The organism is uncultured Aquabacterium sp., assembly GCF_947366995.1.
GTDB lineage: Bacteria > Pseudomonadota > Gammaproteobacteria > Burkholderiales > Burkholderiaceae_C > Aquabacterium.
In genome coordinates, this window is sequence record NZ_CANBCC010000011.1 from 1 (window position 1) to 12,033 (window position 12,033).

The window sequence follows — 12,033 nt, forward strand, 5'->3', positions numbered from 1 at the left end:
GCGACATCAAGGATCCGACGCAGAACATCGTGTGGATCACGCCGGAAGGTGGCGGTGGGCCGAACTACGCGGGGATGTGACGGGCCGCAGGGATGAAGATTTCATTGGCCAATGCAAATGAGAATGAGTCGCATTAAATGATAGGATGAACGACTGTAAACGGCACATGTCGTGCCGACGCGTTTGCCTATTGCGGGCCTTTCCCAATGCGCTTTTCTCCTCACGCTGCGGCGCCCAGCCGCACCCCGCTGGCCGCAGCGGTTCTCCTGGCGTGCGCCCTTGCAGCCCACGCCCAATCGACCACCGAGGTGCAGGAAGTTTCCGTGCGGGACCGCACCGGGTCTTCCAGCTACCAGGGCACCAGGCGCAACACCGCGGCCACCCGAACCGACACGCCCCTGATCGAGACACCGCAGGCCGTGCGCGTGGTGCCGCGCCAGTTGCTCAATGACCTGGGTGCCAGCAGGCTGGCGGATGCGGTGGACTTCGTCAGTGGCGTCTCGCGCCTGAACGACTTTGGTGGCAACTGGGACAACTACGCCATACGCGGCTTCAGCAACACCGATGGCGGCTCGCTGCTCAATGGTTTTGCCTCCGGCCGTGGATACGGACCGCAGCGCGATGCGGCCACCATCGAGCGCGTTGAGTTTTTGAAGGGGCCGGCGGCGGCGCTGTATGGCAGCAGCGAGCCCGGTGGCACGTTGAATGTGGTGACCAAGAAGCCGCAGTTCACGCCGTCGCACACGGTGGGGCTGCAAGCGGGGACACGCGGCTTTCACCGCGCCACGCTCGATTCGACGGGGCCGCTGGCTCAGAACCTGGCCTACCGGCTGAACCTCGTGTCGGAAGACGGCGCGTCGCGCACGTCGGCCGTTGACAACAGCAAGTACGTCATCGCCCCCGCGCTCACCTGGTCCATCGACGCGAACACCGTGCTGCAGTACGAGGCCGAGTTCATTCGCATCCGTGCGCCGCTCGATCGGGGCATCGTGCAGGTCAACGGCAACCCGGGCGCTGTGCCGCGCGACACCTTCCTGGGCGACCCGTCTCGCGGCAACATGCACGTCAACGGGGAGACGCATCAGATCACGCTGGATCGCGACCTGGGCCAGGGCTGGCGTGCACGCCTGGGCGCCTCGTCGCGCGAAACCGAGTTCTACGGCGATGCCATCGACCTGCTGGGTACGCTGCGTTCCGACCAACGCACCCTGACGCGCCGTGACAGCACGCGCAGCCTGCCGTCTCGTGACCATTCCATGCAGGCCGAGGTGGAAGGCAAGCTGAAGCTGGGTGGCATGCAGCACACCGTGCTGGCCGGGCTGGAAGCGTGGCGTCTGTTCATGGGACAGGACATCCGCTATTCGAACCTGACCGCCCAGCCGTTTGCCATCGACATCTACAACCCGGTCTACAACCAGCCGAGGGGCACGCTGACCCCTGGCTTCGACACCGAAGACCGTCAGCGCGCGACCGGTGTCTTCCTGCAGGACCAGGTGGACCTCACCGAGAAGTGGAAACTGCTGGCGGGCGTGCGCTTCGACCGGTTCAAGCAGGACTACACCGACAAGCTGGCCAGCCTGCACCGCGAGCAGGCGCACTCGGTGGCGTCGCCCCGGTTTGGTATCACGTACCTGATCGATGCCAACCGGTCGGTGTACGCATCGGCTGGCCGCTCGTTCCGACCGAACGCGGGTGCAGGCCAGAACGGGGAAGCGTTCGACCCCACTTCCGGCAAGGCGCTGGAAGCCGGCGCCAAGTGGCAATCCGCCGATCAGCAACTGAGCGCGTCCGTGGCGCTGTTTCACATCGTCAAGAGCAATGTGCTGACGCGGGATCCGACCAACGCGAGCTACAACGTTGCCGCGGGCGAGGTGCGCAGCCAGGGCCTGGAGGCCGACTTTGCGGGCAAGCTGGACGCGCACTGGCGCATGACGGCCAACTTCGCCTACACCGATGCCGAAGTCACCAAGGACAACAACCCCGCGCTGGTGGGCAAACGCCTGCTCAACATCCCGCGTGTCAGTGGCGGGCTGTTCGCGATCCGCGAGGATGCGCTGCCTTCTTCGCTGGGCCGGTACGGCGTGGGCGGTGGCCTGGTGCACGTGGGCGAGCGCACGGGAACGGCGCTCGACACCTACCGACTGCCTGCCTACACGACGGTCCGTGTCACCAGCTACTGGCAGATCGATCCGCGCACCCGACTGACGCTGGACGTGCACAACCTGTTCGACGAGACCTACTACCGGGCGTCGTGGGGCAACCTGACCGTGCTGCCCGGGCTGGGCCGCCAGATCGTGGCTGGGCTGCAGACGACGTTCTGACGCTACAAGCCGTGTTCAGGGGGCGCGGCCTTTGCCCGCCCCTGCGCTCACCAGGACGATGCCGGCCAGCACGAAGGCAGCACCGACGACGAAGGCGGGCTCGAGAGGTTCGTTCAGAAGCCACACACTGAAGCCGACGCCGAACAAGGGCGTCAGGAAAGAGAACACCCCGAGCCGCGAAGCGCTGTAGTGCCGCAGCAGCCAGAACCAGGCAAGAAAGCTCGCGAACGACACCACCAGGGTTTGGAAGCCCAGGCTGGCCCAGGCAGTGGGCGTCCACTGGATGTGGGTCTGCCCCGTGAAGAAGGCCTGTGCGGCGAGCAACACCGTTGCCCCCATCAGTTGATACAGCAGGGTCTCCGTGGCCGGTGCCGCCGTGAGCGCCGAGCCGCGCACGGAGACCGTGGTCAGGCCCCACGCGGCGCCCGCGAGCAGCCCCAACAGATCCCCGGTGACCGATGTGTGCGCCGTTGTGGGGGCGGACCGCGCCAGGAAGGCGGCGGCAATGCCCGCAAAGGCCAAGGCGATGCCGAGCCATTGCAGGGCTCGCAGGCGCTCCGCCGGCACGCGGATGTGCAGGCCGATGGCTGCAAAGATGGGCGAGGTGTAGAGGAACACCGTCACGTGGGCCGCCGTGGTGTGCCGCAGGCCTTCGCTGACCAGCAGGTACTCCATGCCGAAGAGCAGGCCCACAAGCAGGCCGGGCTTCCAGAGCCCGGGGGTGAGGCGCTCACCGCGCGCCGCCATCAGGGCGGCCACCAGCAGCGCGGCCCCCGCCGAGCGCAGGGCAATCTGCATCGCCGGGGCGATGTTCGGTGCAGCGCCCTTGAGCGCGATCTGTTGCAGCCCCCAGATCATGCACAGCACCACCATGATGCTGGCAGCGCGGGTGTCGATGGTTCCTCGTGCGGCCATGTTCTCGTCCTTGGGCCGCCATTCTGACGTGGCCCTGCATGGAAAGCGGGCATGTGCGTCTTCGTATGGCGCCATGTGGTGAGCCACATGGCGGGCGTTGCGCACAGAGGCGAAAATGGAAGGTTCGGCCGAGCCTTCCAACAACATGTCCAAGCCTTCCAACCCACCCACGCTGCAGCGCGGTCTCAGCAACCGCCACATTCAGCTCATCGCCCTGGGCGGTGCCATCGGCACCGGCCTCTTCCTCGGTGTCGCGCAGACCATCAAGCTGGCCGGCCCGGGCATCCTGCTCGGCTACCTGATCGCGGGCGTCGTGGCCTTCTTCATCATGCGCCAGCTCGGCGAGATGGTGGTGGAAGAGCCGGTGGCCGGCTCGTTCAGCCACTTTGCCCACCGTTACTGGGGCCGGATGGCGGGCTTCATGTCCGGCTGGAACTACTGGGTGCTGTATGTGCTGGTCAGCATGGCCGAGCTGTCGGCCGTGGGCATCTACGTGCAGTACTGGTTTCCCGGCGTGCCGACCTGGGTTTCGGCCCTGGTCTTCTACGTGGTCATCAACGCCATCAACCTGCTGCACGTCAAGCTGTTCGGCGAGATGGAGTTCTGGTTCGCCATCATCAAGGTCGTGGCCATCCTGAGCATGATCGGCTTTGGCGTCTACCTGATGCTCAGTGGCCAGGCGGGCCCGGAAGCCGGCTTGCATAACCTCTGGTCCCAAGGTGGCTTCCTGCCTCACGGCATCGAGGGCGTGGTCATGGCCATGGCGGTCATCATGTTCTCGTTCGGCGGGCTCGAGCTGGTCGGCATCACGGCCGCCGAAGCGGAAGAGCCCCGCAAGACCATCCCGAAGGCCACCAATCAGGTCATCTACCGCATTCTGATCTTCTATGTGGGCGCACTGGCGGTGCTGCTGTCGCTGTTTCCCTGGCACAAGGTGCAGGAAGGTGGCAGCCCCTTCGTCATGATCTTCCAGGCGTTGGACAGCCAGGCCGTGGCCACGGTGCTCAACATCGTCGTGCTGACCGCGGCACTGTCGGTCTACAACAGCTGCGTGTACTGCAACAGCCGCATGCTGCTGGGCTTGGCCGAACAGGGCGATGCCCCGGCCGTGCTGGCGCGCGTCAATGGCCGCGGTATCCCGGTGCCCGCGCTGCTGGTGTCGGCCACCGCCACCGCGTTGTGCGTGCTCATCAACTACCTGATGCCGGGCAAGGCCTTCGGCCTGCTGATGGCGCTGGTGGTGGCCGCGCTCATCATCAACTGGGCGATGATCAGCATCACCCACCTGATCTTCCGCAAGGCCATGGTGAGCCAGGGGGTGACCCCGCGCTACCCGAGCTGGGCACACCCCATCAGCAACTACCTGTGCCTGGCGTTCATGGTCGGCATCCTTGCCGTCATGTGGGCCACGCCCGACATGCGCCTGTCGGTCATGCTGATCCCGGTGTGGTTGGGCTTCCTGGGCGTTGGCTACTGGCTGCGTCAGCGTAAGGCCTGACGTGGCGCGCCCTACCGCCAGCCCGGCAGACGGGCCTCGCGCACCGCACGCCTGGTACGAGGACGTGCTGGCCCTGCTGATCGGCACGCTGGTCGTCTCGTTCGGCGTGAACCTGTTGCGGCAGGGCGGGGCCCTTACCGGCGGCACCGCAGGCCTGGCCTTTCTGGCGCACTACGCCACCGGCGTGCGTTTTGGTGTGGCGTTCTTCCTCATCAACGTGCCTTTCTACTGGCTGGCGTATCGGCACCTCGGCAAGGCCATGGTGCTGAAGACCTTCTGTGCGGTCGGGCTGCTGTCCTTCTTCGCGGAGATGCACACCGTCTTCATCCATGTGGAGCGGATCGATCCGTTCTATGCGGCGCTGTTCGGCAATGCGGTGCTGGGGCTGGGCTTCATCGTGCTGTTCCGCCACCGGGCCAGCCTGGGCGGCACCAGCATCCTGGCGCTGTACCTGCAGGAGCACCATGGGATCCGCGCCGGCAAGGTGCAGTTGGTGATCGACCTGTTGATCCTCGCGGCGTCGTCGGCGCTGGTCAGCATGCCGCTGCTTGTCGCGTCGGTGGCCGGGGCGGTGGTGCTGAACACGATCGTGGCGATGAACCACCGACCCGACCGGTATCTGGCCTGAGCGCGATTGATCACGCGCCGCAGCGGTTTCCGGGCTCAGGTCTGGCGGTGATCGTCCGATAGCCCCGTAGAGGGAAGCCCGTGTTGGGGCGTCCCATCCCATCTGTTCGAGGAATGCGCTCATGTTCAAGACACTCCGTGGCCGGCTCATCGCGGTGTGCGTCACCATCACCGCGGTCTCGCTTTCTGCGGTCTGTGTGGGGATGTTCGCGGTGCAACGTGCGAACACCCTGGCGGAACTGGACGATCGGGTCGGCCAGCTGACCGGGCTGTACGCGGCCGACCTCACCAGCTGGGTGAACGAGAAGCACCGGATCACCGGAGCGCTGGCGTTGGCCGTGAACGAGCCGGATCCCCTGCCGGCCATCCGCGCGGCCAAGCAGGCTGGTGGCTTCGACGATGCCTACATCGTGTATGCGACCAAACGGGTGGTGTTCGATCACCCCATGCCCGACACCTACGATGGCACCGCTCGACCCTGGTACAAGCAAGGCATCGAGACGGGCGGCGCCGCGCTCACGCCCGCCTATGTCGACGCGAGCACCGGCAAGCTGACGATCAGCTTCGTGCTGCCGTTCGGGCCCAAGGGGGCTTACGAGGGCGTGCTGGGCACCGATATGCACCTGGACACCGTGACCAGGACGGTCGACGCGATCCGCCCGATGGAGAAGAGCTACGCCTTCCTCGTCGACGGGGCCGGCAAGCTGCTGGCTCACCCCGATAACGCGTTCACACTCAAGCCGGTGTCCGATCTGACCGCCGAGTTGACGCCGGAACGCGTGAGGCAGATGGCATCGGAAGGGCGCCGTCTCGACACGTCGCTGGGTGGGGCCGACATGATGCTGTACGGCGCCGAGGTGAAGGGCACGCCCTGGACGCTGGTGGTGGCCGTGGACCGGGCGCAGGCGATGCAGCCCGTGCATGACCTGCTGAAGACCGCCGTGACCATCACCGTGCTGTGCGTGGTGATCGCGGTGGCGCTGGTGGCCGTGGTCATCCGGCGGCAGCTGGCCCGGCTGGGCACGGTGCGGGATGCGCTCGAAGAGATCGCCTCCGGTCATGGTGACCTGACCCGCCGGCTGGCCGCGGAAGGGCATGACGAGCTGGCTCAGATCGCCATGTCGTTCAACCACTTCACCGACAAGATCGCTCAGATGATCCTGCGCGTGCGCGAGTCGGCCGAGTCGGTGCGTCTGGCTTCCGGAGAGATTGCCAGCGGCAACCTGGATCTGTCCAACCGCACCGAGGAGCAGGCCAGTGCCCTGACCGAGACCGCGTCCGCCATGGACGAACTGACCTCGACGGTGCGCCAGAACGCCGACAACGCGCAGCTGGCCAACGAGCTGACCAATCAGGCTTCCGCGGTGGCGACCCGTGGCGGTGAGGTGGTGGGCCAGGTGGTGCAGACCATGGGCGGCATCGAGACGTCGGCGCGCAAGATCGTGGACATCATCGGTGTGATCGATGGCATCGCCTTTCAGACCAACATCCTGGCGTTGAACGCTGCGGTGGAGGCGGCACGGGCCGGCGAGCAGGGCCGCGGCTTTGCGGTGGTGGCCAGTGAAGTGCGTTCGCTGGCACAGCGCAGTGCCACAGCCGCGCGCGAGATCAAGGCCCTGATCGACAACTCCGTGTCGCATGTGGAGGCCGGCAGTCGCCAGGTGGTGACGGCGGGCGAAACCATGCAGCAGGTGGTGGACAGCGTGCACCGCGTGACGCAGATCGTTGCCGAGATCAGCCACGCCAGCGGCGAACAGAGCCGGGGCATTGCCGCCATTGGCAGCAAGGTGGGCCACATGGAGCAGAGCACGCAGCAGAACGCGGCCCTGGTGGAGCAGGCGGCCGCTGCCACCCGCGCGCTACAGGACCAGTCGGCGCAACTGGCCGACATCGTGGGCGGCTTCCGGCTCTGATCTGAAGCAGGGGCTTGACCTTGCCGTGAAGGCAAGGTTTAAGGTGTCGACATGAACGCACCTCACTCCGGGCCTGCGCCCCTTGCCCCCCTGAGCCTGCCCATCGAAGGCATGACCTGTGCCTCCTGCGTCAAGCGGGTGGAAAAAGCGCTGGCCAGGGTGCCCGGCGTGCGCGATGTGGCCGTGAACCTCGCCACCGAGCGCGCCATGGTTCACCTCGAAGGCGGCCAGGCTGTGGACCTGAGCGCGCTGACTGCCGCCGTGACCCAGGCGGGATACGCCGTGCCCGAGCGCACCACCGAGCTGGCCGTGGAAGGCATGACGTGCGCCTCGTGTGTCGGGCGGGTGGAACGTGCGCTCAGGAAGGTGCCGGGCGTGTCCGAGGCGTCGGTCAACCTGGCGACGGAGCGCGCGACGGTGCGCGGCGTGGCGCCTTCGGACGCCCTGATCGCGGCGATTGCCAAGGCCGGGTATGAAGCCCGCACGCTGGCCCCCGAGGGCGACCATGCCGAGGCCTCGGCCAGGAAGGACGCCGAACGGGTGGCCCTGCAGCGCGACCTGCTTGTCGCCACGGCGCTGGCCCTGCCCGTGTTCCTGCTGGAGATGGGCTCGCACCTGATCCCTGGCGTCCACCATTGGATTGCAGCGCACATCGGCGTTCAGAACAGCTGGTACCTCCAGTTCGTGCTGACGACCCTGGTGATGGCGCTGCCGGGCCGGCGCTTCTATGTCCACGGTATTCCCGCGCTGTGGCGTCTGGCGCCCGACATGAATTCGCTGGTGGCGGTCGGAACAACGGCGGCGTATGCCTATTCCCTGGCGGCCACTTTTGCTCCCGGGATGTTGCCAACGGGCACGGTCAACGTCTATTACGAAGCCGCCGCCGTGATCGTGGCCCTCATCCTGCTGGGGCGCTTCCTCGAGGCCCGGGCCAAGGGCCGCACCTCGCAGGCCATCCAGCGGCTGGTGGGCTTGCAGGCCAAGGTGGCACATGTGGTTCGCGACGGGCGCGAAGTCGACGTGCCGATCACGGACGTGAAGGCAGGCGACACCGTGGCAGTGCGCCCGGGCGAACGGGTGCCGGTGGACGGGGAGCTCGTCGAAGGTCACAGCTTTGTTGACGAATCGATGGTGACCGGCGAGCCGATTCCGGTTGAAAAGACCGCGGGCAGCGCCGTGGTGGGTGGCACGGTCAACCAGCAGGGGGCGTTCATGCTGCGTGCCACCGCGGTGGGCGGGCAGACGGTGCTGGCGCAGATCATCCGGCTGGTGGAGCAGGCTCAGGGCTCCAAGTTGCCGATCCAGGCGGTTGTCGACAAGGTGACCCTGTGGTTCGTGCCCGCGGTGATGGCGGCGGCCTTGCTGACCTTTGTGCTCTGGCTGGTGTGGGGCCCGTCGCCGTCCTTGTCCTATGCGCTCGTCAACGCGGTCGCGGTGCTCATCATTGCTTGCCCCTGCGCGATGGGGCTCGCCACGCCGACGTCCATCATGGTGGGCACGGGCCGGGGCGCCGAGATGGGCGTGTTGTTCCGCAAGGGCGAGGCGCTGCAGTTGCTGAAGGACGCGCGTGTGGTGGCAGTCGACAAGACGGGCACGTTGACGGAAGGCCGTCCGTCGCTGACCGATCTGGAGGTGGCACCGGGCTTTGATGAGGCTCACGTTCTGAGCCTGATTGCCGCGGTCGAAGCCCGCTCGGAGCACCCCATTGCACGGGCCATCGTGCAGGCGGCCGAGGCGCGGGGCCTGGCGTTGCCGCCTCTGGATGCCTTCGACTCCGTGACCGGCATGGGCGTGCGGGCCACTGTTGTGGGCGCGCGCGTGGAAGTGGGCGCCGATCGCTACATGCGGTTGCTTGGCCTGCCTGTGGAGGTCTTCGCCGACACCGCCGAGCGGCTGGGCAACGAGGGGAAGTCGCCGCTGTACGCCGCGGTGGATGGCCAGCTGGCGGCGATCGTCGCCGTGGCGGACCCGATCAAGCCCAGCACACCGGCCGCAATCGCCGCCCTGCACGCGCTGGGGCTGAAGGTGGCGATGATCACCGGAGACAACGCACGGACCGCCCGCGCGATCGCTGCGCGGCTGGGCATCGACGAGGTGGTGGCAGAGGTCCTGCCGGAGGGCAAGGTCGCCACGCTGCAGCGACTGAAGTCGACCCATGGCCGTGTGGCCTTCGTGGGCGACGGCATCAACGACGCGCCGGCGCTGGCCGAGGCCGATGTGGGGCTGGCCATCGGGACCGGAACCGACGTGGCGATGGAGGCCGCAGACGTGGTGCTCATGTCGGGTCACCTGCAGGGGGTGCCTAACGCCATCGCGCTGTCGCGCGCCACTTTGGGCAACATCCGCCAGAACCTGTTCTGGGCGTTTGCCTACAATACTGCGCTCATCCCGGTGGCTGCGGGGCTGCTGTATCCGGCCTATGGCGTGTTGCTGTCGCCCGTGTTTGCGGCCGGGGCCATGGCCTTGTCGAGCGTGTTCGTGCTGGGCAATGCGCTGCGGCTGCGGCGGTTCCAGCCGCCACTGGCCGCGGCCTGAACAGTCAGGCCTTGGGGTAGGCAGCGAACACGGTCGACTGCCCGGAGCGGTCGACCAGCAGGACCTTGAACGGGTCAAGCCGGGGGCCCATCTCCATACCGGGTGAGCCGGCGGGCATGCCGGGCACAGCCAGGCCCACGGCCTGTGGACGGGTCTTCAGCAGGCGCTTGACCTCCTCGGCAGGCACGTGGCCCTCCAGCGCATAGCCGGCCACCTTGGCGGTGTGGCAGCTGCCGAAGCGATCGGGCATCCCCACCTGGCGGCGCACCGTGCCGGTGTCTTCCACTTCCACGACCTTGACCGGGAAACCAGCGGCCTTCATGTGGTCGACCCAGGCGCCGCAGCAGCCGCAGTTGGGGTTCTTGAACACTTCGACCTCGGGCAGCCCGGGGGCAGCGCTCACGGGCAGGGCGGACAGCGCCACGGCACCCAGGGCGTATTGGAGAACGGCACGTCGCTTCATGAGGCTTCCTTGGTGAGAACGGGGTGATGGTGACCACAGCCACCCGAAGAGGGTGCGTGGGAGGCCAGCGATTCGATGATGGGGCACTCGGGGCGGTCGTCGCCCCGGCAGCCGCGCACGAGGTGCTCAAGCGTGGCCTTCATCGCCAGCAGCTCGCGCGCCTTGGCGTCCAGTTCACGGATGTGGGCTTCGGCCAGCGCCTTGACGTCCCGGCTCGGGCGCCGTCGATCCTGCCAGAGCCCGACGAGCTGCCCCACCGCCTGCAGCGAGAAGCCGAGGTCGCGCGCATGGCGGATGAACCGCAGCGTCTGCACATCGGCCTCGCCGTACTGCCGGTAGCCGGCGTCGGTGCGCGGTGCGGCAGGCAGCAGGCCCATCGCTTCGTAGTTGCGGATCATCTTGGCCGACACGCCCGAGGCGGCGGCGGCCTGACCTATGTTGAGCACCGGAACTCCTCTTTCGACCAGATGTGCGGACCAGTCTAAACCTTCCTGCCGGGGGAAGGTCAATGCTTGGGGCAAGGGCGGCATGGACTTGACCTTGCCCTCATGGAAAGGTTCAGAGTGCGGCTTGTCAACCCAGAAGGAGCTTTGCGATGCTTGCTTACCAAGTCCCCGACATGACCTGTTCCCACTGTGTCAACGCCATCACCCGTGCCGTCCATGCAGTGCAGCCCGACGCCGTCGTTGAGGTCGACCTGGCTCGGCACGTTGTTCAGGTCGACCTGCCTGAGGCGCAGGCCGACGCGGTGCGTCAGGCGATCGTGGCGGCCGGCTATGAGGCCGAGCCCGCTGTGGCGGCAGCCGCGGCCCCCGGCGCCCCGGCTTGCGGCGGATGTGGATGCGGCGGCGCTAGCCGGCATCCGGCGTGAACAGCGGCGATTCAGCTTCGCGCTGGAGCAGGGCGCGCTTGCGTTGCACGCCCCAGCGATAACCCGAGAGGCTGCCGTCCGTGCGCACCACGCGATGGCAGGGGATGGCGACCGCCAGCGTGTTTGCGGCACACGCCCCTGCCACGGCCCGCACCGCGTTGGGCAGCCCCACGCGACGCGCCAGTTCGGCGTAGCTAACGGTGGTGCCGACGGGGATTTCGCGCAGGGCCTGCCAGACGCGCTGCTGGAAAGAGGTGCCACGGACGTCCAGCGGCAGATTCAGCCCGATGCGTGGCGCATCGACGAATCCCACCACCTGCGCCATCCACTGCTCGAACACGGCATCGCCGCCCACCAGCTCGGCCTTGGGAAACAGGTCCTGCAGCTGATGCAGCAGGGTTTCGGCATCGTCGCCCAGCAGGATGGCGCACACCCCCTTGTCGCTGGCCGCCACAAGGATGTCTCCCAGCGCGCACTGGCCCAGCGCAAAGCGGATGGTGGTGCGAACCCCTCCTGCCCGGAAGGCCGTCGGCGTCATGCCGAGGATGGCGGGCGCCTCCTCGTAGAAGCGGCTGTTGGCGCCGTAGCCGGCACCGTACAGGGCGTCGGTCACGCTGTGGCCGCGCGCCAGCTCGGCGCGCACCTTCTGCGCCCTGTGGGCCGCGGCATAGGCCTTCGGCGTGAGGCCTGTGGTGGCCTTGAACACCCGGTGCAGGTGGTGGGGGCTCAGGCCTGCCAGGCTGGCCAGTTCGCTCAGGGTGGGGGGCGTGGGGGCGGTCTCGATGTGCCGGCACAGACGGGTCACCAGGCTCAGGTGGTCCGTCTCTCGGGGTTTGTCTTCAAGCATGGCGCTGCCTTCTTCGTCCAGCCTACGTGGCGGACCGGTCGGC

The 12,033-nt window shown here is 67.2% G+C and carries 11 protein-coding genes; 7 read left to right on the top strand and 4 right to left on the bottom strand.

The window, feature by feature from the left end:
* The first annotated feature begins 5 nt into the window (after positions 1-5).
* Both Q0Z44_RS18290 and Q0Z44_RS05000 read left to right on the top strand, forming a co-directional pair.
* Complete coding sequence (locus tag Q0Z44_RS18290) at positions 6-80, top strand: 4Fe-4S dicluster domain-containing protein (RefSeq protein WP_366517574.1); 75 nt, start codon at positions 6-8, stop codon at positions 78-80.
* Positions 81-206: 126 nt separating this feature from the next.
* Positions 207-2,321: a TonB-dependent siderophore receptor gene (locus tag Q0Z44_RS05000; protein WP_298011046.1), complete on the top strand. Its 2,115-nt coding sequence runs from the start codon at positions 207-209 to the stop codon at positions 2,319-2,321.
* 15 nt (positions 2,322-2,336) lie between these two features.
* Here the strand turns inward: Q0Z44_RS05000 and Q0Z44_RS05005 are convergent, their stop codons facing one another.
* Positions 2,337-3,236 carry a DMT family transporter gene (locus tag Q0Z44_RS05005; protein ID WP_298011047.1) on the bottom strand — a complete coding sequence of 300 codons (900 nt, stop codon included), beginning with the start codon at positions 3,234-3,236 and terminating at the stop codon, positions 2,337-2,339.
* A 145-nt stretch (positions 3,237-3,381) separates the two neighbouring features.
* On the opposite strand from Q0Z44_RS05005, the gene Q0Z44_RS05010 reads away from it, so the two are divergent.
* The 4 genes from Q0Z44_RS05010 (at position 3,382) to Q0Z44_RS05025 (ending at position 9,809) form a co-directional block, all read left to right on the top strand.
* The gene (locus Q0Z44_RS05010; RefSeq protein WP_298011048.1) at positions 3,382-4,734 is read left to right on the top strand and encodes an amino acid permease; all 1,353 of its coding nucleotides are present in this window, start codon (positions 3,382-3,384) and stop codon (positions 4,732-4,734) included.
* A gap of 1 nt (position 4,735) precedes the next feature.
* Complete coding sequence (locus Q0Z44_RS05015) at positions 4,736-5,362, top strand: YitT family protein (protein ID WP_298011049.1); 627 nt, start codon at positions 4,736-4,738, stop codon at positions 5,360-5,362.
* A 121-nt stretch (positions 5,363-5,483) separates the two neighbouring features.
* Positions 5,484-7,274, top strand: a complete 1,791-nt coding sequence (locus Q0Z44_RS05020; RefSeq protein WP_298011050.1) for a methyl-accepting chemotaxis protein — start codon at positions 5,484-5,486, stop codon at positions 7,272-7,274.
* A 51-nt stretch (positions 7,275-7,325) separates the two neighbouring features.
* Complete coding sequence (locus Q0Z44_RS05025) at positions 7,326-9,809, top strand: heavy metal translocating P-type ATPase (RefSeq protein ID WP_298011051.1); 2,484 nt, start codon at positions 7,326-7,328, stop codon at positions 9,807-9,809.
* A 4-nt stretch (positions 9,810-9,813) separates the two neighbouring features.
* On the opposite strand, the gene Q0Z44_RS05030 is transcribed toward Q0Z44_RS05025, so the two are convergent.
* Positions 9,814-10,272: a DUF411 domain-containing protein gene (locus Q0Z44_RS05030; protein WP_298011052.1), complete on the bottom strand. Its 459-nt coding sequence runs from the start codon at positions 10,270-10,272 to the stop codon at positions 9,814-9,816.
* Positions 10,269-10,718: a Cu(I)-responsive transcriptional regulator gene (gene cueR, locus Q0Z44_RS05035; RefSeq protein WP_298011053.1), complete on the bottom strand. Its 450-nt coding sequence runs from the start codon at positions 10,716-10,718 to the stop codon at positions 10,269-10,271. Before cueR ends, Q0Z44_RS05030 begins: the two co-directional genes overlap by 4 nt.
* A 149-nt stretch (positions 10,719-10,867) precedes the next feature.
* Here cueR and Q0Z44_RS05040 point away from each other — a divergent pair, with 149 nt between their 5' ends.
* Positions 10,868-11,143 carry a heavy-metal-associated domain-containing protein gene (locus Q0Z44_RS05040; RefSeq protein WP_298011054.1) on the top strand — a complete coding sequence of 92 codons (276 nt, stop codon included), beginning with the start codon at positions 10,868-10,870 and terminating at the stop codon, positions 11,141-11,143.
* Here Q0Z44_RS05040 and ada read toward each other — a convergent pair.
* On the bottom strand, positions 11,124-11,990 hold the full coding sequence (gene ada / locus Q0Z44_RS05045) for a bifunctional DNA-binding transcriptional regulator/O6-methylguanine-DNA methyltransferase Ada (protein ID WP_298011055.1): 867 nt from the start codon (positions 11,988-11,990) through the stop codon (positions 11,124-11,126). The genes Q0Z44_RS05040 and ada overlap by 20 nt on opposite strands.
* Between the last annotated feature and the right edge of the window lie 43 nt (positions 11,991-12,033).